Source organism: Streptomyces sp. NPDC031466, from assembly GCF_055581265.1.
Window position 1 is genome coordinate 281,719 of record NZ_JBVIJT010000001.1, and the last position, 18,018, is coordinate 299,736.

At 72.6% G+C, this 18,018-nt stretch carries 15 protein-coding genes; 8 read left to right on the forward strand and 7 right to left on the reverse strand.

Annotated features, from left to right (window positions below):
- Nucleotides 1-13: 13 nt before the first annotated feature.
- A complete protein-coding gene (locus ACZ5GP_RS00970) occupies nt 14-670 on the reverse strand; it encodes an MBL fold metallo-hydrolase (protein WP_468748720.1) in 657 nt (218 codons plus the stop codon).
- Nucleotides 670-1,755: an S-(hydroxymethyl)mycothiol dehydrogenase gene (locus tag ACZ5GP_RS00975; protein WP_468748721.1), complete on the reverse strand. Its 1,086-nt coding sequence runs from the start codon at nt 1,753-1,755 to the stop codon at nt 670-672. Before ACZ5GP_RS00975 ends, ACZ5GP_RS00970 begins: the two co-directional genes overlap by 1 nt.
- 101 nt (nt 1,756-1,856) lie before the next feature.
- On the opposite strand from ACZ5GP_RS00975, the gene ACZ5GP_RS00980 reads away from it, so the two are divergent.
- The 3 genes from ACZ5GP_RS00980 to ACZ5GP_RS00990 all read left to right on the forward strand — a co-directional run bounded on the left by ACZ5GP_RS00980 (nt 1,857) and on the right by ACZ5GP_RS00990 (nt 4,531).
- Nucleotides 1,857-2,666 (forward strand): ABC transporter permease, encoded by an 810-nt coding sequence (locus ACZ5GP_RS00980; protein WP_468748722.1) that lies wholly within the window; start codon nt 1,857-1,859, stop codon nt 2,664-2,666.
- Nucleotides 2,667-2,677: 11 nt separating this feature from the next.
- The gene (locus ACZ5GP_RS00985) at nt 2,678-3,166 is read left to right on the forward strand and encodes a glutathione peroxidase (RefSeq protein WP_468748723.1); all 489 of its coding nucleotides are present in this window, start codon (nt 2,678-2,680) and stop codon (nt 3,164-3,166) included.
- Nucleotides 3,167-3,313: 147 nt separating this feature from the next.
- Nucleotides 3,314-4,531, forward strand: coding sequence for a D-alanyl-D-alanine carboxypeptidase family protein (locus tag ACZ5GP_RS00990; protein WP_468748724.1), 1,218 nt, complete (start codon nt 3,314-3,316; stop codon nt 4,529-4,531).
- A gap of 87 nt (nt 4,532-4,618) precedes the next feature.
- Here the strand turns inward: ACZ5GP_RS00990 and ACZ5GP_RS00995 are convergent, their stop codons facing one another.
- On the reverse strand, nt 4,619-5,047 hold the full coding sequence (locus ACZ5GP_RS00995; protein WP_468748725.1) for an SsgA family sporulation/cell division regulator: 429 nt from the start codon (nt 5,045-5,047) through the stop codon (nt 4,619-4,621).
- Between the two features lie 255 nt (nt 5,048-5,302).
- Between ACZ5GP_RS00995 and ACZ5GP_RS01000 the strand changes: the two genes are divergently transcribed.
- From ACZ5GP_RS01000 to ACZ5GP_RS01010, 3 genes are all read left to right on the forward strand, one after another.
- A complete protein-coding gene (locus ACZ5GP_RS01000) occupies nt 5,303-6,841 on the forward strand; it encodes an ATP-dependent DNA ligase (RefSeq protein ID WP_468748726.1) in 1,539 nt (512 codons plus the stop codon).
- A 97-nt stretch (nt 6,842-6,938) separates the two neighbouring features.
- On the forward strand, nt 6,939-7,424 hold the full coding sequence (locus tag ACZ5GP_RS01005) for a cation:proton antiporter regulatory subunit (protein ID WP_468748727.1): 486 nt from the start codon (nt 6,939-6,941) through the stop codon (nt 7,422-7,424).
- Nucleotides 7,425-7,428: 4 nt separating this feature from the next.
- The gene (locus ACZ5GP_RS01010; protein ID WP_468748728.1) at nt 7,429-8,691 is read left to right on the forward strand and encodes a cation:proton antiporter; all 1,263 of its coding nucleotides are present in this window, start codon (nt 7,429-7,431) and stop codon (nt 8,689-8,691) included.
- A 234-nt stretch (nt 8,692-8,925) separates the two neighbouring features.
- On the opposite strand, the gene ACZ5GP_RS01015 is transcribed toward ACZ5GP_RS01010, so the two are convergent.
- The 4 genes from ACZ5GP_RS01015 to ACZ5GP_RS01030 all read right to left on the reverse strand — a co-directional run bounded on the left by ACZ5GP_RS01015 (nt 8,926) and on the right by ACZ5GP_RS01030 (nt 16,294).
- Nucleotides 8,926-11,115 (reverse strand): WD40/YVTN/BNR-like repeat-containing protein, encoded by a 2,190-nt coding sequence (locus ACZ5GP_RS01015; RefSeq protein ID WP_468748729.1) that lies wholly within the window; start codon nt 11,113-11,115, stop codon nt 8,926-8,928.
- 58 nt (nt 11,116-11,173) lie between these two features.
- On the reverse strand, nt 11,174-13,555 hold the full coding sequence (locus tag ACZ5GP_RS01020; RefSeq protein ID WP_468748730.1) for a non-reducing end alpha-L-arabinofuranosidase family hydrolase: 2,382 nt from the start codon (nt 13,553-13,555) through the stop codon (nt 11,174-11,176).
- Between the two features lie 181 nt (nt 13,556-13,736).
- Nucleotides 13,737-15,272 (reverse strand): sigma-70 family RNA polymerase sigma factor, encoded by a 1,536-nt coding sequence (locus ACZ5GP_RS01025; protein WP_468748731.1) that lies wholly within the window; start codon nt 15,270-15,272, stop codon nt 13,737-13,739.
- 176 nt (nt 15,273-15,448) lie between these two features.
- Nucleotides 15,449-16,294: an alpha/beta fold hydrolase gene (locus ACZ5GP_RS01030; RefSeq protein ID WP_468748732.1), complete on the reverse strand. Its 846-nt coding sequence runs from the start codon at nt 16,292-16,294 to the stop codon at nt 15,449-15,451.
- Between the two features lie 241 nt (nt 16,295-16,535).
- Here ACZ5GP_RS01030 and ACZ5GP_RS01035 point away from each other — a divergent pair, with 241 nt between their 5' ends.
- Together ACZ5GP_RS01035 and ACZ5GP_RS01040 are read left to right on the forward strand one after the other, a co-directional pair.
- Nucleotides 16,536-17,216, forward strand: coding sequence for a hypothetical protein (locus ACZ5GP_RS01035; protein WP_468748733.1), 681 nt, complete (start codon nt 16,536-16,538; stop codon nt 17,214-17,216).
- Nucleotides 17,217-17,363: 147 nt separating this feature from the next.
- Entirely contained in the window at nt 17,364-17,990 is a 627-nt protein-coding gene (locus tag ACZ5GP_RS01040; protein ID WP_468748734.1) for a sigma-70 family RNA polymerase sigma factor, read from the forward strand.
- The last annotated feature ends 28 nt before the right edge of the window (nt 17,991-18,018 follow it).

The window sequence follows — 18,018 nt, forward strand, 5'->3', positions numbered from 1 at the left end:
GTGACGGATCCAGTCAGTGCCCGCGGGCGATCCACTCCCCCAGATGCGGCGCCTCGGCGCCGATCGTCGTGCTGTCGCCGTGCCCGGTGCGCACCACCGTCTCCGGCGGCAGCGTCAGCAGCCGCTCCCTGATGGACCCCACGATCGTGGGGAAGTCGCTGAAGGAACGGCCCGTCGCGCCCGGTCCCCCGGCGAAGAGCGTGTCACCGGTGAAGACGGTGCCGAGCGCCGGGGCGTACAGGCTGACCGCGCCGTGGCAGTGCCCGGGCGTGTGCAGCACCCGCAACGCCATGCCCGCGACGGTCAGTTCCTGCCCGTCGGCCAGCTCGCCGTCCGGGGCGCGGTCGGGGTGGGTCCGCTTCCACAGCTCCGTGTCGGCCGGGTGCAGCAGGATCGGCGCGCCGGTGCGGGCGGCCAGCGCCGGGGCGGCGTCGACGTGGTCGTCGTGCGCGTGGGTGCACACGATCGCGACGAGGCGCCGCTCCCCCACCGCCGCCGCGATGGCGTCCGCGTCGTGCGCGGCGTCGATGACGACGCACTCGCGGTCGTCACCGACGATCCATACGTTGTTGTCGACCTCCCAGGTGCCGCCGTCCAGGGAGAAGGTCCCGGACGTGACGAGGTGGTCGACGCGGGCGCCGGAGGCGTTCGCCGGGGACTCGGCCGCCATCAGAACATCACCACCGAACGCAGGACGTCGCCGTGGTGCATCCGCTCGAAGGCCTTCTCCACGTCCTCCAGGGCGATGGTCTCCGTGACGAACGCGTCCAGGTCCAGGCGGCCCTGCCGATAGAGGTCGATGAGCATCGGGAAGTCCCGCGAGGGCAGGCAGTCCCCGTACCAGCTCGACTTCAGCGCGCCGCCGCGCCCGAAGACGTCGAGGAGCGGCAGCTCGATCCTCATGTCGGGCGTCGGCACGCCGACCAGGACGACAGTGCCCGCGAGGTCGCGGGCGTAGAAGGCCTGCTCGTACGTCTCGGGGCGACCGACCGCCTCGATGACGACGTCGGCGCCGTTGCCGCCGGTCAGCTCGCGCACGGCCTCGACGGGGTCGGTGGTGCGGGAGTTGACGGCGTGGGTGGCGCCGAGACCCTCCGCCGTCCGGAGCTTCTTGTCGTCGATGTCCACGGCGATGATCTTCGCGGCGCCGGCGAGGCGGGCGCCCACGACGGCGGCGTTGCCGACGCCGCCGCAGCCGATGACGGCGACCGAGTCGCCGCGGCCGACGTTGCCGGTGTTGATGGCGGCGCCGATGCCCGCCATCACCCCGCAGCCGAGGAGACCGGCCGCGGCGGGCGAGGCCTCCGGGTCGACCTTGGTGCACTGACCGGCGGCGACGAGCGTCTTCTCCGCGAAGGCGCCGATACCGAGGGCGGGCGACAGCTCGGTGCCGTCGGCCAGGGTCATCCTCTGCTTCGCGTTGTGCGTGTCGAAGCAGTACTGGGGGCGGCCGCGCAGACAGGCGCGGCACTGGCCGCACACCGCACGCCAGTTGAGGATCACGAAGTCGCCGGGCGCGACCTCGGTGACGCCCTCGCCGACCGACTCGACGAGGCCCGCCGCCTCGTGCCCGAGCAGGAACGGGAAGTCGTCGTTGATGCCGCCCTCGCGGTAGTGCAGGTCGGTGTGGCAGACCCCGCACGCCTGGATCTGCACCACGGCCTCTCCGGGGCCCGGGTCGGGGACGGTGATCGTCTCGATCCGTACCGGCTCGCCCTTCGCGCGGGCGACCACGCCCCGCACCTGCTGCGCCATGACTTCAGCCCTTCTCTCAACTCCGCGTCTTTCCCGCCCATCGTTACAGGTCGCACGCCTGGTGTCCCGAGCGGCACCGGAACACGCCCTAGGGTGGGCGGGTGCGTGATCTCGCTGCCCAGGCCCTCGTGCCGGTCGACGCGGCGCTCGCCGTGGCCCTGCTGGTGCTGCTGCTCGTCGCCGCCACGACGGCGGCCGTCTTCCGGCTCGCCCCCGACGCCTCGCGGGGCAGGGCGCGGGAGATCCTGGTCGCCGGGGCGCGTGCCACGGGGCAACTGGCCCTCGTCTCGCTGGTCATCGGCTGGGTGGCGCACCACACGGCGGCGCTCCTCGCGTTCCTGCTGCTGATGTTCGCCGTGGCCACCCGCACCGCCGGCCGGCGCGTCACCGCGAACGGCACCTGGTGGCGGACGGCGCTGCCGATCGCGGGCCCCGTGCTCCCGGTGGTGAGCGGCCTGGTCCTCGGCGGGCTGCTCCCGCCCCGGGGCATCGCCATGATCCCCGTGACGGGCATCCTCATCGGCGGGGCGCTGACGGCGACCGTCCTCGCCGGCCGCCGCTGTCTGGACGAACTGCGCACCCGGCACGGGGAGTTCGAGGCCGGTCTGGCCCTCGGCCTGGCCGACCGCGACGCCCGTCTGGAGGTGGTCCGCCCGGCGGCCTCCGACGCCCTGCTGCCCGGCCTGGACCAGACCCGCACCGTCGGTCTCGTCACGCTGCCCGGCGCCTTCGTCGGCATGCTGCTGGGCGGCGCGTCCCCGGTGCTCGCGGGCGCCGTGCAGCTCTTCGTCCTGGTGGCCCTGATGGCGGTCCAGGCCGTGGCCGTGGCCCTCACCGTCGAACTGGTCGCCCGAGGGCGGCTGCACCGCGAGGAGCCGGGCCCCTCCCGTGCGGCCGGGAGCCAGGCGTAGGCTCGAGCACTATGTCTGTCTACGAAGAAGAAATCGGCGCCCTGCGGGGCGGCTCCGCCGACCTGCGCCAGTTCGAGGGCAAGACCGTCCTCATCGTCAACGTCGCCTCCAAGTGCGGTCTGACCCCGCAGTACGCGGGCCTTGAGCGGCTGCACGAGCAGTACGCGGCGCGCGGCTTCAGCGTGCTCGGCGTGCCCTGCAACCAGTTCATGGGCCAGGAGCCCGGCACCTCCGAGGAGATCGCCGAGTTCTGCTCGGCGACGTACGGCGTGACCTTCCCGCTGACGGAGAAGGTCGACGTCAACGGGGCGGGCCGGCACCCGCTGTACGCCCGCTTGGTCGACACCGCGGACGCCGAGGGACACACCGGGGACATCCGTTGGAACTTCGAGAAGTTCCTGGTGAACGGCGCCGGGGAGGTCGTCGCCCGCTTCTCCCCGCAGACCGAGCCGGACGCGCCCGAGGTCGTCGCGGCCATCGAGAAGCACCTTCAGGCCTGATCCGCACCCCTGGCCCGCCCGGTGCCGGACCTGCGCCGTCGCACCGGGCGGGCCGGGTCGGCCTCCCCGCACACTCGCGAGCGCGCGATACCTCCAGCCGGGCCAAGCCGATCTGCGGAGTCGGTGCCGCGCTTCTACGGTGGCTGAATGGCCATCAGGTACCTTCCGTGCTCCTCCTCCGTACGCACCGCGGCGCTCGCGCTCGGGGCTCTGGTCCTCCTGTCCTTCCCTGCCTCCCCCGCCGCCGCGACCGACGTCCCGGCCGAGCCCGCGCCGCCGCGGCCGCTGCCCGCGTACTCCTCCACGCTGCTGGACCGGCCGGGCGTGCAGGTCCGGCCCGGGCCCGCCGCGCCCGGGCTGCCCGCCGACGTCACCGCCCTCGCGTGGCTGGTGGCGGACGCCCGTACGGGCGAGGTGCTCGCGGCCAAGAACGCGCACCGGCCGCTGCCGCCCGCCTCCACCCTCAAGTCGCTCTTCGCCCTGACGGCGCTGCCCCGCCTCGACGCGGAGCAACGCCACGTCGTCACCGAGCACGAGCTGGACGAGGTCGGCGACGGCAGCAGCCTGGTGGGGGTGGCGCCGGGCCGCGCCTATCGCGTCGCCGACCTGTGGCGCGGGGTCTTCCTCAGCTCCGGCAACGACGCCGTGCACGTCCTCGCGGAGCTCAACGGCGGCCTGCGCACCACCGTGCAGCAGATGCGGGCCAAGGCCCGCGAGCTGGGTGCCCGGGACACGCAGGTGGTCTCGCCGGACGGCTATGACGCCGACGGGCAGGTGTCGTCCGCGTACGACCTGGCGGTGTTCGGCAAGGCGGGGCTCGCCGATCCGCAGTTCGCCCGCTACTGCTCGACCCCGGTCGCCCGGTTCCCGGCGGGCGACTGGTCGTACCGGATCCAGAACACCAACCGGCTGCTGACCGGTGCCGACGGCGTCGCGCCCTACCCGGGACTGCTCGGTGTGAAGAACGGCTACACCAGCCATGCGGGCGCCACCCTCATCAGCGCCGCCCAGCGCGACGGGCACACCCTCGTCGTGACGGTGATGAATCCGCAGACGGGCGGTGCGCAAGCGGTGTACGAGGAGGCGAGATCCCTGCTGGACTGGGGTTTCGCGGCGGCGGGGAAGGTGCAGCCGGTGGGCTCGCTGCTGCCGCCGCAGGAGGACACGCACGCCGCGCCGCACCCCGCGCACGCCGCCGGCACGGCCACGGTCCGGGCCCTGGAGCCGGACGACTCCGACTGGCCGGCGGTGCTGCTGGTCGCCGCGGGCGCGGTGACCGTGCTCGCGGGCGTGGTGCTGGCCCTGCGGCGGCGGGCCGTCTCGGTGGCCCGGCGCAGGAACGCCGGACGGAGGTTCCCCGACTGAGCGAACGCGGGCAGGCCGTGCGGTGAGTGCTCCGCCGAGGGTGGCCGTGCGCGGCGCGGGCCGAGGAGGCGGTGGCGGAGCTTTTCGCTAGTGCCCGCTGCCCTGGACACCGCCGAGCAGCCGGGAGAGCCCCTCGTCGAGATCAAGGCCGCCCTCCTCTTCGCCGTCGGGCACCACGGAGTAGGAGCGGGCCAGGAAGCGGCGGAGCGCGATCCTGTCGAACTGGACCAGGGCCATCCCCTGGTGGGAGTGGAACTCCATCACCGTCCGCGCCCGTCCGCACGGCCATATGCGCACGTCACCGCCGCCCGTCGGGGCGCTGAGGCCGTCCTCCAGGAGCCGGCGGGCGAAGATCCAGGTGACCTCCATGCCGTCGAGGGAGGCCTCGGAGGGGAAGGTGATCTGGACCGCCAGCGGGTCCTCGGCCGAGTAGCGCAGGACCACGGGGAGGCCGTACTCGTGTCCGTCCGGGGCGACGAGGCGGGCACGGGTGGGCTGCTGGAGGGTGACGGCCATGATCGAGCTCCACTTCTGGTTCTTCCACTGCGCGGGATCCGTTCGCGGACCCCTGTGCCCTTACGACCCCGTACGGAGGGGTTTCATTACGGCGATTCCGGCAAGAGGCCTGTGTGACCTGTGTCACTCACCTCGCATGAGTGGTGCGTCCGAGGACCGTGTGACCGTCCGTGTGCCCCTCATGGCGCGGTACACACGTGCCCGGCCCCGGCCGGCGGCCGTGCGCCGGGCCCCGGTGCGTTGCAGGATGGGCCCATGCTGCTCGCCCGGCTCGCCCACGTGTCCAAGGAAGTGGCCGCCACCTCCGCGCGGTCCCGGAAGATCGCCCTGCTCGCGGAGCTGTTCTCGGCAGCCGAGCCCCAGGACGTGCCGATCGTCATCCCCTACCTGGCGGGGCGGCTGCCCCAGGGGCGGCTCGGCATCGGCTGGAGCACGCTCAAGGACGCCGGGCCGCCCGCCGGCGAACCGAGCCTGACGGTGCGCGGTGTGGACGCGGCGCTCACCGCGATCGGCGCGGTGGCCGGTACCGGGTCGCAGGCCGAGCGGCGCCGTCTGATCGGTGAGCTGATGGGGGCCGCGACGGCGGACGAGCAGCGGTTCCTCGTCGGCCTGCTCACCGGTGAGGTCCGGCAGGGCGCGCTGGACGCGGTCGCCGTCGAGGGCCTGGCGGTGGCCACGGAGACGCCCGCGGACGCCGTGCGGCGCTCGGTGATGCTCGCCGGCTCCGTGAGCCCGGTCGCGCAGGCGCTGCTGGCGCGCGGCCCCGAGGCGCTGGAGGAGTTCCGGCTGACCGTGGGCCGGCCCATCCTGCCGATGCTCGCGCACGGCGCCACGTCGGTCGCCGAGGGCATCGACAAGCTCGGCGCGTGCGCGGTCGAGGAGAAACTGGACGGCATCCGGGTCCAGGTCCACCGCAGCGGGGACGACGTACGCGTCTACACCCGCACCCTGGACGACATCACCGGCCGGCTGCCGGAACTGACGGCCGCCGCACGCGAGCTGAAGGGCGAGCACTTCATCCTGGACGGCGAGGTCATCGCCCTGGACGCGCAAGGGCGGCCGCGGCCGTTCCAGGACATCGCGGGGCGCGTGGGCTCACGCGTCGACGTCGAGACGGCGGCGGCCGGGCTGCCCCTGTCCCCCGTCTTCTTCGACGCCCTGTCCGTGGCCGGGCGGGACCTGCTCGGTCTGCCGTTCGCCGAGCGGCACGCGGAGCTGGCCGCGCTGGTCCCCGAGCCGATGCGGGTGCGCCGCACGGTGGTGGACGAGCCCAGTGACGAGCGCCTGCGCGGTGCGGCCGAGGAGTTCTTCGCGGAGACGCTGGCGCGCGGCCACGAGGGAGTCGTGCTGAAGTCGCTCGACGCCCCGTACAACGCGGGCCGGCGGGGGGCGTCCTGGCTGAAGGTCAAGCCGGTGCACACGCTGGACCTCGTGGTGCTGGCCGCGGAGTGGGGTCACGGGCGCCGCACCGGCAAGCTCTCCAACCTCCACCTGGGAGCGCGGCGGCCCGACGGGACGTACGCGATGCTGGGCAAGACGTTCAAGGGCATGACGGACGCGATGCTCGCCTGGCAGACGGAGCGCCTCCAGGAGCTGGCGGTCAGCGACAACGGCCACGTGGTGGAGGTCCGTCCGGAACTCGTCGTGGAGATCGCCTACGACGGCCTGCAGCGCTCCACGCGCTACCCGGCCGGCGTGACCCTCCGCTTCGCCCGCGTCCTGCGCTACCGCGAGGACAAGCCCCCCGCGCAGGCGGACACCGTGGAGACCGTGCTGGCCCGGCGTACGGCGTGATCCGGTCCGACCTCGGGCCGATTACGTGAATTTGCCAATACTTGACCCCGATAGGGTGACACCACGGGATGATCACCTATCGCACAAGGGGAAAGCTGTGCCCGCATCACGTCTGAGCCGCACGCCGCTTCCAGGCATCGGCATCCGGTACGACCTCACGACCCGGGAACAGCGGCGGCTGTCGGTGGTCGCCCACCGGGACGGGGCGCGGACACTCAGCGCGTACCGGTCCGACGATCCGGACGAGTGCGCCCTGTCGCTGCGGCTCAGCTCGGGCGAGGCGGGATCGCTGATCGACGCGTTGATGCCGTCGCACCACAGCCCCACCTTGCTGCACACCACGGACCTGGGTCTGGTGGCCGAGCGGGTGCTGCTGTCCGCCACCTCGCACTGGAACGGGCGGCTCCTCGGCGAGACCCGGATGCGGACCGAGACGGGCGTCTCGATCGTGGCGGTCCTGCGGCGGGCCGACGCGTTCCCCTCGCCCGCCCCCGACTTCCGCCTGGCGGGCGGGGACACCCTCATCGTGATCGGCACGCGCGAAGGCGTGGAGACGGCCGCGGCGATACTCGGGCAGGAGTGAGCGCGTGCACTCCGCTGTCTTCCTCATCGAGTTCGGCGCGATCATCCTGGCTCTCGGTCTGCTCGGCCGGTTCGCGGGGCGCTTCCGGTTCTCGCCGATCCCGCTCTATCTGCTGGCGGGGCTGGCGTTCGGCGAGGGCGGGCTGCTCCCGCTCGGCGCGAGCGAGGAGTTCGTCGCCATCGGCGCCGAGATCGGCGTCATCCTGCTGCTGCTGATGCTCGGCCTTGAGTACACCGCCAGCGATCTCGTCAGCAACCTCAAGACGCAGTACCCGGCGGGTCTGGTCGACTGCACGCTGAACGCCCTGCCGGGCGCCGTCGCCGCGCTGCTGATGGGCTGGGGCCCGGTCGCCGCCGTCGTCCTCGCCGGTGTCACCTGGATCTCCTCGTCCGGTGTCATCGCCAAGGTCCTCGGCGACCTCGGGCGGCTCGGCAACCGCGAGACGCCGGTCATCCTCAGCATCCTCGTCCTCGAAGACCTGGCGATGGCCGTCTACCTGCCCATCATCACCGCCCTGCTGGCGGGCGTCGGCTGGGCCGCGGGCAGCCTCACGCTCGCCGTCGCGCTCGGCGCGGCGGGCCTCGTCCTCTTCCTCGCCGTGCGCTACGGACGGCTCATCTCCCGCTTCGTCTCCAGCGACGACCCGGAGAAGCTCCTCCTGGTGGTGCTCGGCCTGACCATCCTCGTCGCCGGCATCGCCCAGCAGCTCCAGGTGTCCGCCGCCGTCGGCGCCTTCCTGGTCGGCATCGCGCTGTCCGGTGAGGTCGCCGAGGGCGCGCACTCGCTGCTCGCGCCCCTGCGGGATCTCTTCGCGGCCGTCTTCTTCGTCTTCTTCGGGCTGCACACCGATCCGGCGAGCATTCCGCCCGTGCTGTTGCCCGCTCTGGCGCTCGCCGTCGTCACCGCCCTGACGAAGATCGCCACCGGCTACTGGGCGGCGCGCCGCGCGGGTGTCTCCGTCAGGGGCAGGTGGCGGGCCGGCGGCGCGCTGGTGGCGCGGGGCGAGTTCTCCATCGTCATCGCGGGCCTCGCGGTGGGCGCCGGCATCGAGCCGTCGCTGGGGCCGCTGGCGACGGCGTACGTGCTGATCCTCGTGGTCATCGGCCCGCTCACCGCCCGTTACACGCAGCCCGTCGCCGGCTTCGTGGGCGGCGCCCTGGCCCGGCGGCGGGCGGGCGCCGCCACCGGGGGCGAGGACGCACGGGTTCCCGGGCCCCGGGAAGCGGCCGAGTCCCGGGACGGGCAGGACGCGGGCGACCGCGCCTAGGCCTGGGACCGCGAAGTGGTGGTGTCGTTGGTCTGGGTGTGGAGGTGTCCGTCTGCACAGGCCCCGGAAGATCCCAGGTCAGACCGGCGCACCGCCACCGTCGGCCGGATCGGCCTCGCCCGGCTCCTGGCCTCCTCCCCCGTCCACCCTCGCGGCACACCGGGTCGGGTACGCCGAGGGCCGCCCTCCTGACCGTCAGGAAGGCGGCCCGCCGTCACAGGTGGGGCACGGGGATCAGGACGGGTCGCCGTACTGGAGGCCGCGGCCGTTGGTGCCGATGTAGACGCGGCCGTAGGTGTCGGGGTCGCCGGTGACGACGCCCTGGCTGCCGATGGCGCCCCACTGGTGGTCCTTGTCGTTGACGCGGGTCCAGGTGGCGCCCTTGTCGGTGGAGCGGAAGACGCCGGTGAGGTCCTTGACCGTGCCGATCAGGTACAGGGTCTGGTACGAGGCGCGCGGCGCGGCCTTGCCGAAGCCGACCGCCGAGGCGGACGTCACGGAGGTGAGCCGAGTGAACCTGCCGCCGCCGTCCGTGGAGTGGAACAGGCCCTTGCCGCCGCCCGCGATCCACAGGTCGCCGGCCCGGCCCGGGAGGGCCTTGAGGCGGCCGTCGGCGGGCAGGCCGGTCGCGCGGGCGGTGAAGGTCGCGCCGCCGTCGGTGCTGGCGTAGAGGGTGCCACCGGTCAGGGAGTAGAAGGTGCGGGCGGCGGAGCGGGCGGCGACGACCTCCGCCCCCGCGCCGAGCCCCCGCACCTTCGACCAGGTAGCTCCCTTGTCCGTCGAGCGGTACGGGGACTGCCCGGCCTGGGTCCACACCAGCGTGGAGCCGTCCGCCGCGAGGGCGATGCGACCACTGTGGGCGCCGGCCACCGGTTCGGCGGCGAAGCCCCGCCAGGTGGCACCGCCGTCGGTGGAGTAGGCGCCGTCCTGCGCGCCCCCCGTACCGACCCGCGCCATCACCGACGGCTTCGACGCGGCGTAGTCGATGTCGGTGCTGTTGCTCATCAGCGGGTTCTTCATCCGCCCGGACGGCACCCGCGTCAGGTCGGTGTGGCGGAATCCGCCCTGGTCGCCCATGGCGGTCAGGACGGTCGCGCCGCCGGGCGGAGCGATGGCGTCGAGGATCGCCGTCTCCTCAAGCCCCTTGGCCCCTACGGTCCAATGGCTCGTCCCGGCGTCGGCGTCCTTGCTGCGCCAGATTCCGTTGCCGGTGCCGTACAGCACGTGCCCGGAGTCGAACGGGTCGATCGCGAGGGCCGTCATCCAGTGACCTGTGTGGGTGCCGACGTAGGGCGCGTCGGAGGCGCCCCGCACGGACTTGCGGGCGAGGGCCTTCCAGGTCGAACCACCGTCCGTGGTGCGGTAGATCTCGTCCTCGGGGTACCAGCGGTCCAGCGTCGTGACCATCACCGTGGACGGCTCGCGCGGATCGACCGCGAGCCCCGAGAAGCCGTACGAACCCTGCGACGGGGACACGTTCTTCCAACCCCCGCCGCTCGGCGTGTACTTGTGGACCGAGCCGCCGGTGACGCCGTTGGGTCCGAGGTTGTCGGTGTACGTCACATACAGCGTGCCGTCGCCCGTGACGACACCGTGCTGGGGCAGCCCGCCGGTCGGCTGCCCGGCCACCGCCTGCCAGGTGGCACCGCCGTCCGTCGACCGGTAGAGGGACGTGGACTTGTCGGCGACACCGGCGTACACGGTGCCGCTGCCCTTCGGCCCGTACGTCACGAACGAGATCCCGGCACCGCTGCCCGCCCCGTCCTTGACCGGGAAGGACTCGACCTGACGCCAGGTCGCACCGTAGTCGGTGGACCGCCACAGGCCGTTCTTGCGGGAGCCGAGGAGCAGCTTCGAGTGGTCGGACGGGTCGACGACGAGGCGTTCCCCGGCACCGCGGCCGTCCTCGTTGCCACCGATCTTGAAGGGCAGCTCGGTGCGTTCGAAGGTGCGGCCGCGGTCGGTGGAGCGGAGGATCGCGCCGTTGCCCGCCCAGTCGTTGGTGTACGTGCCCGCGCCGAGGTAGAGCCGGTCGGGGTCGACGGGGTCGGTGGCGAGGGAGTCGATGCCGAGCAGGTTCCAGTCCTTCTCGCCGAGCCAGTCGGTCAGCGGGATCCACTTCTCGGCGCCGGCGTCCCAGCGGTACGCGCCGCCCATGTCGGTGCGGGCGTACAGCAGACCCCGCTCGCGCTGGTTGAAGACGAGGCCGGAGACGTAACCGCCTCCTACGGTCTGCGCGTTCTTCCACACGTACGGTGTCGCCGCGGACGTCCGGGCCTTGGCGGCCTGGGAGTCGTCCTGCGTGAGGAGCAGGTACGGCACGGCCGCGGCGGGCACCGCGAGCAGCAGGGCGATGGTGCCCCGGCGGCGACGGTGCAGACCGCGCCGCCGGGAGTCCGTGCGGGTGGGGCGAGAGATGTTCATGGAGAAGGCGTGCTCCTTGCGGATGACTGTCTGTGGAACGGTGGAACGGTGGAGCGGCTCAGCGCCGCAGGGTCAGCACACCCGGCCGGTACGGCAGCGCGTCGTAGGGGGCGTCCGACTTCGGGTCCTTGCCCTGGTAGAGCAGCTGGAGGTTGCACGGGTCGACGGTCATGGTCTGGTCCGGGTTGGAGCGGATCAGGTCACCGTGGCTGATGTCGTTGGTCCAGGTCGCACCGCTGTTGGCCTTGCCCGCGAAGGGGTTGGACTCGGTGGCGGCCTGCGGGGTCCACGTACCGTTCAGGCTGCTCGCCGTGAAGGAGCGGAAGTAGCGGCTCTCATTGGCACCGCGCGCCTCGACGATCATCAGGTACTGGTTCTGGCCCTGGACCTTGTAGACCTGCGGGGCCTCGAAGAGGTTCTTGACCGTGTCGCTCATGACCGTCGTGTACGAGGAGCCGAAGTTGCCGGGGAAGTTCCCGATCGGCATGGACGCCCGGTAGATCTTGCCGTTGTCACCGGCGAAGAAGAGGTACATGTTCTGGTCGTCGCCGATCAGCGTCTGGTCGATCGGGCCGGTCCGGGAGTCGGGCAGGCTGCCGGTGAACAGGGGCTGCGGCGCGGACCAGCCGTTGGGGTTGGTGGGGTCGGTGGAGGTGCGGTAGCTGAAGGGCGAGGCCCCCCACTGGTACGTCAGCACCCAGATCCTCTTCGGCGCGAAGTAGAAGAGGGTGGGCGCGACCGCGTTCTGGTTCATCCTCGTCTGCGTGGCCGTTCCCATGCCGGACCAGTCGGTGAACGGGGCGAACGCCATCGAGCCGTAGGAGGTGCCCGTCGACATCGACCCGTAGACGAGGTGCTTGCCGTTGTACGTGACGTGGGTGAAGTCCTTCAGCGAGGCCCAGCCGTTGGCGGGGTTCGCGAGGACGCCGGTAGAGCTCCACTTGTACGTGGACGGCAGCGCGCACGTGCCACCGGCCGACCCGGAGGGGGCGGTCCACTTCTGGTTGGCGACGTCGGCGCAGGTGTACAACTGGATCTTGGTGCCGTTGGACGTGCCCGCGCCGACCGCGTCCACGCACTTGCCGGACTGGACACCGGAGATCGAACCGTTGGCGTTGATGTTCCACTGCTGGTTCGTGCCGCCGTTGCAGTCCCAGATGACCACCTCGGTGCCGTTCGCCGTGCCCTTCGCCTTCGCGTCCAGGCACTTGTCGCCGAGCACCTTCAGCTGCTTGGCGGCGCCGTACGTCCAGGTCTGGTTCGGCTGCCCGTCGCAGTCCCTCAGCTGTACTTGGGTGCCGTTGGCGGTCGAGGAGGCGGGGACGTCGATACAGCGGCCGGAGGCCACGCCCTTGATCGCGCCGGTGCCGTCGCCCGCGCCCGCCGGGGTCCTGCCCGGCCCGGTGCCGAACGCTTCCTTGACGGCGTCGTACGCGGGCTTCGGCTTGCCGGCCGCGTCGAAGAGCAGCGGCTTCTCGTCCGCGCGCCACGAGTCGCTGTCGCGGACGCCCCACACCGTGATGCCGGTGCAACGCCGCACGCCGAGGCAGGCGTTGACCGCACTCGCGTAGTGCCGGGGGGACGCCTGCGCGATGTCCAGTTCGGTGATCTGCACGTCGACGCCGAGAGCGGCGAAGCTGTCGAGGGTCTTCTTGAAACTGGCCGGCGGGCCGCCCGCCCCGAAGTGGCTCTGGAAGCCGACGCAGTCGATGGGGACACCGCGCGCCTTGAAGTCCTTGACCAGGCGGTACACGCCCTGGGTCTTGGCGGCCGACCAGTCCTCGATGTTGTAGTCGTTGTAGCAGAGCTTCGCGGCCGGGTCGGCCGCGCGGGCGGTGCGGAACGCCTCCTCGATGAAGCCGCTGCCGAGCACCTTCTTGAACACCGACTCGCGCAGCACACCGCTGCCGCCGTCCTGGAAGGCCTCGTTGACGACGTCCCAGGCGTAGATCTTGCCCTTGTAGCGGCCCATCGTGGTCTTGATGTGGTTGTTCGTGACGTCACGCAGCGTGCCCGGGTCGTTGATCGCTTTCACCCAGTCCGGCAACTGCGAGTGCCACACCGTGGTGTGGCCGCGCAGCCGCTGGCCGCGCTCCAGGGACCGGGCGACGATCCGGTCCGCGGCATCGAAGCGGAACCTCCCGCGGGACGGCTCGATCGCGTCCCACTTCATCTCGTTCTCCGGGGTGATCATGTTGAACTCCCGGTCCGCGATCTTCGTGTACGTCGCGTCGCCGAGCCGGCCGGCGGCTATCGCGGTGCCGAAGTACCGGCCCGACGAGGATGCCTCGGCCTCCAGGCTCGCGGCCCCGGCGGAGTTGGGGAGCAACGTCACGACACCGGCCACGAGGGCCGAGGCGCTCAGACCGATCGCCAGCGTCCGGCGAGGCCGGCGGAGGCGGTGCAGGCCTTTGCGGGGTTCGTCGGTGTGTCTGGTCATGGGGGGTGGCCTTCTTCAGGGGACAGATCAGCGGGGGACGCCTGTGGAGAGGCGCCCCTGAAGAGGAGGCCGGGGAAGACGGGTCGGCGTAACGAAAAACGTGCGCGCCCGCGCAGTGAGGGATCTCGCAGCAGAAATGCGTAATGCGGGGCGCGGTCGGGAAGTCGGCGGTTTCCCGCGCTCACCTCTGCGGCGCGCGGACGACGAAAGAGGCCTGGCCGGTGAAGGTACGCGTGCCGTTGAAGCCGTCGAGGTGGATCGATCCGTCGCGGGGGCGCAGGGCGGAGCCCGGGTAGTTGTGCGCGTACAGAGTCACCGATCCGTCGACCGTCCCCGGGCGCGGGCAGAAGGTGGCGTCCTCCCGGAACAACCGACTGCCGTCGTCGGCGCTCAGGCGCAGCCGCAGATAGTGGTGGCGCAGATACCGGCCGTCGGCCGCCCGGAACGTGACACACCGGCTGTCCGCGAGCCCCTTGCCGACGGTGAAGGTGGCCGCACCGCTGCTGAGCGTCGCGAAGTCACCGTCGTACGTCAGGAACTGGCCGGGCCGGTCCACGGACTCGAGGGACCGCACACCCAGCGGAACCACGGCCGGGCCTGACGGCGACGGCGGGGCCGACGGAGTCGGGGTGGCCGAGGGAGCCCGGGTGCCCGAGGGAGCCGGGGTGACCCACGGAGCCGCGGTGGTCGACGGGGCCGGGGTGGTCGTACCGGCCGTCGGCGCGGCGGCGGCACCGGGCACCCGGTGCTCCGGTTCGGGCCAGGCGACGTATGTGGCGGCCCCGGTGACGAGCACCGCACCGGTGGCGAGGGCCGCGATCGGATGGGCGGTCACCGCGTGGAGCTTGCCGAGCAGAGCGCCGCCCCCTGCCGCCGTACCCGTGGCGCTCGCGGTTGCCGCCGTCGCCACCGTCGTGCCCGACAGCAGGCCCTTCGCGACCAGCGCCGTGAGGAGCGTCGCCGGGACGGCCAGCGGCGTGAGGCCGGACAGGAGCAACTCGGCCGGTACCCGCTCGGCCGCCGTCGCCGTACATGTCGCGCAGTCGCGCGTGTGCCGAGCGATCCGCTTGCGCCACACGGACGTTCGCGCGCCGTCCCAGCCGGAGACGGTCGCGCTCAAACCCGGACAGCGCGGGTCGGCCGCCAGCGCGGCGACGATCGTCCGGCTCAGGTCCAGCTGCTCGCGCATGCGCTGCAGGCGCACCCCTGTGTGGGAGACGCCGAGGCCTGTCGCGTCGGCGATGTCCTGGCGGCTGAGCAGCCCGGCGCACTCCTGCCACCACAGCGAAAGGAGCACCCGGTGTTCCGGGTCGAGCCAACGGCCGGCCTCGGCCGCCTGCGCGCGCTCGTCCGACATGCGCAGCCGCAGGATCGTCGTGTCCTCCAGAGGGGCGGTGGCGTCCGGCAGCGGGAGGGCCTCGTCGATGAGCGTGGTCCGGTCGGCGAGGGTGCGCTGCCGCTGCCAGTACGTATTGATCTGCCGGAGCGTGATCGACACCAGCCACGAGCGGAAGCTCTCCGGGGCCCGCAGGGCGGGCAGGTCGCGTACCGCGCGCAGCAGCGTCTCCTGGACCACGTCGTCCACGTCGGCATGGCCGCTCAGCGCCCGTCCGACGATGTTGTACAGCAACGGCAGATACGCGGAGACGAGCTCCTCGCGCGCCCGCTCGTCCCCGCGCTGCGCCGCGACGACCAGCCTTACGTGATCCGCGTCCATGAGCCCCGGTCCCATCTCTTTCAGGGGAGTGATCCGCCGAGTACGGCGGATCACCCTAACCGTGTGGACCACGACGTCATCCCTCAGGGGCGACGATCACGCTACGCGCGGGTCAGTTGCCCTTCTCAGCCGGCCGGGATGTTACTGACGGCCTCCTAGGCGCTCGGACCGCTCGGTCAGCCGACGCACCTGGGGCGGAATTCCGCGTCCGCCGGGCCCTTGCGGCCCAGCGCGTCGAGGACCCACTGGGCGACGACCGGGTCCTTCGTCGCCTGGTCGTGCAGGAACGGGTCCAGCGGGCAGCGGCCCTGGAGGACGACGTTGGTGACGTACTCCTTGGGGCCGCTCAGCAGGGCGTTGGTGTACGGGACGACGATCTCGTCGTAGCGGGTGGTGATGACGGTGTAGTCGGGGCCCGCCGGGGTCTGTGTGCCCGCGTTGAGCTTCGTCAGCAGGTCCGAGCCGACGATCTGGTCGGTGCAGGCCGGGCAGACGGTGTGGCCGAGGGGCCTGGCCAGCGGGTTGGTCGTGCCGTGGTTGGACGGCACGATGCCGATGAGGTCGTCCACCTTGTCCGCGCCGCCGAGGAACTTCACGTAGTAGCGGGGCATCATGCCGCCCTGGCTGTGGCCGACGATGTCGACCTTCGCCGCGCCCGTGGCGCCCCGCACGGCCTCGACGAAGTCCTTGAGTTCCCCGGCGGAGCTCGCGACCGGGTCGGTCGCCATGTTCCCGTAGTTGAACGCGAAGACGCAGTAGCCCGCTCTCTTCAGCTTCGGCGAGAGGGTGGCCCAGTTCTCCCGCATCAGCTTGAAGGTGCCGTTGACCAGCACGACCGGCTGCGGGTGTGCCGCGTCCGGGGTGCACGACCAGTCGTTCGCGCCGTGCGGCGGTATGTCGAGGAGCGAGGCGGGCGCCGCGGCGGGGGCGGAGGCGGCCGCCGGGACGGCGAGGCCCATGACGGCCAGGGCGAGGGTGGCCGCGGCGGCCAGGGCGGAGCGGCGCAGGGTGCGAAGGTGCATGACAGTTCCCGTCGTTCAGGAAGGCCGCCGTCGCAGGGCAGCGGCGGCATGCGAACACGGTTCGGCAATGCCGACCGCTGGGAGAGATCGTTTTCCGTGAACCCCTGACGCGTCAAGCGCTTTGCGGTCCCTCATTCCTCACACCGGTCAGGGGTTGCGCGAGGGAGGCGGCGGGGTGCGGTCGGGACAAGTGCGGGACTCGCCGCCCACTGGGGCCCCGGCGCCTGGCACGATGCTCTCCATGACCCCAGGGCCCGCCTTCCGCCTCGCCCGAGCCGCCGTGTTCGCGGCCGTGTGCGTGGTGGTGACGGCCCTCGGGCACGCCCTCATGTCGGGTGCCGCGCTGCCGTGGTGGGCCATCGGTTACGCGTTCGGGGCCACGGCGGCCGCCGCGTGGTGGCTGACCGGGCGCGAGCGGGGGCCGCTGGCGGTCACGGGCGCCACGGTCTGCGCGCAACTGCTCCTGCACGAGCTGTTCGCCATGGCACAGCGGATGGGCCCACGGCCGGCGCACGCCGGTGACGGCATGAACCACATGAACCATCCGATGCCGCCGCCGTCCCCCGGCCCCCACTCCGGCACCGCCACCGGCACGGCTGCCGGGTCCGAGGCGGGCCTGCCCGACTGGCTGACGTCCGTGTTCGGGCACAGCGGCCTCGGCATGTTCCTCGCCCACCTCGTGGCCGCGCTGGTCTGCGCCCTGTGGCTGTGGCGCGGGGAGGCCGCCGCCCACCGCGCCGGACGCGCGCTGGCCGCGGCCGTCTTCGTGCCGCTGCGGTTCGTCCTCACGGTTCTCGTCGCGGCACTGCCCCCGGCCCCGCCGCACGTCGGCGCGCTGGTGCCCGTGCCGCGACTGCGCGGGGTCCTGCTCCAGTACGCCCTCGCACGCAGAGGTCCGCCGGTCCTTCCGGTCAGTTCCTGAGACCCGTTCCCGGCACCGGCTCCAGACGCCGGTTTCCGAAGTCGGTTCCTGACGTCGGTTCCTGAAACCGCCCACGCCCCTCGGCGCCGGGCGGCTCTTCGGCGTTCACGCCGTCCCCGGACTCCCCTCACCGAAGGACCTCTTGCGATGACTCCTGCCCTCCTGGGCCCTGCCCTCCCGGCCGCCCCCGCCCCTCCACGCCCCGGGCGCGTCGCGGATCCGACCCGCGACGACCTGATCACCGAGTGGGCGCTGGCCGCCCGCGACGGTGACGCCGAGGCGTTCGAGCGGTTCGTGCGGGCCACCCGACGCGACGTCTGGCGGTTCGTCGCCCACCTCAGCGGCGACCTGCACGGCGCCGACGACCTGACCCAGGAAACGTACCTGCGGGCCCTGACCGGGCTGCGCGGTTACGCCGCCCGCTCCTGTGCCCGTGCCTGGCTGCTCGCGATCGCGCGCCGGACCGTCGCGGACCGCTTCCGCACGGCCGCGGCCCGCCCGCGGATCGCCGACACCGACGACTGGCAGCTGGCCGCGGAGCGGGCGCAGCCGCGCGGCCTGCCCGGCTTCGACGAGGGCGTGGCCCTGCTCGACCTCTTGGCGTCGCTCGACGCGCCGCGCCGCGAGGCGTTCGTGCTGACCCAGCTCGCCGGGCTGCCGTACGCGGAGGCGGCGGCCGCCGCCGGCTGTCCGGTCGGGACGGTCCGCTCGCGGGTGGCGCGCGCACGGGAGCGGGTGAGCGCGCTGCTCGTCGCCGCGGACGGCGCGGCCTGACCGGTACGCCCCGTCACCGGCCCCGTTC

What these genes read in the sequence shown, in the direction of transcription:
- ACZ5GP_RS00970 (WP_468748720.1), bottom strand. Translation starts at nt 670, where the DNA reads ATGGCGGCCGAGTCCCCGGCGAACGCCTCCGGCGCCCGCGTCGACCAC.
- ACZ5GP_RS00975 (WP_468748721.1), bottom strand. Translation starts at nt 1,755, where the DNA reads ATGGCGCAGCAGGTGCGGGGCGTGGTCGCCCGCGCGAAGGGCGAGCCG.
- ACZ5GP_RS00985 (WP_468748723.1), top strand. Translation starts at nt 2,678, where the DNA reads ATGTCTGTCTACGAAGAAGAAATCGGCGCCCTGCGGGGCGGCTCCGCC.
- ACZ5GP_RS00990 (WP_468748724.1), top strand. Translation starts at nt 3,314, where the DNA reads ATGGCCATCAGGTACCTTCCGTGCTCCTCCTCCGTACGCACCGCGGCG.
- ACZ5GP_RS00995 (WP_468748725.1), bottom strand. Translation starts at nt 5,047, where the DNA reads ATGGCCGTCACCCTCCAGCAGCCCACCCGTGCCCGCCTCGTCGCCCCG.
- ACZ5GP_RS01000 (WP_468748726.1), top strand. Translation starts at nt 5,303, where the DNA reads ATGCTGCTCGCCCGGCTCGCCCACGTGTCCAAGGAAGTGGCCGCCACC.
- ACZ5GP_RS01015 (WP_468748729.1), bottom strand. Translation starts at nt 11,115, where the DNA reads ATGAACATCTCTCGCCCCACCCGCACGGACTCCCGGCGGCGCGGTCTG.
- ACZ5GP_RS01020 (WP_468748730.1), bottom strand. Translation starts at nt 13,555, where the DNA reads ATGACCAGACACACCGACGAACCCCGCAAAGGCCTGCACCGCCTCCGC.
- ACZ5GP_RS01025 (WP_468748731.1), bottom strand. Translation starts at nt 15,272, where the DNA reads ATGGACGCGGATCACGTAAGGCTGGTCGTCGCGGCGCAGCGCGGGGAC.
- ACZ5GP_RS01030 (WP_468748732.1), bottom strand. Translation starts at nt 16,294, where the DNA reads ATGCACCTTCGCACCCTGCGCCGCTCCGCCCTGGCCGCCGCGGCCACC.
- ACZ5GP_RS01035 (WP_468748733.1), top strand. Translation starts at nt 16,536, where the DNA reads ATGACCCCAGGGCCCGCCTTCCGCCTCGCCCGAGCCGCCGTGTTCGCG.
- ACZ5GP_RS01040 (WP_468748734.1), top strand. Translation starts at nt 17,364, where the DNA reads ATGACTCCTGCCCTCCTGGGCCCTGCCCTCCCGGCCGCCCCCGCCCCT.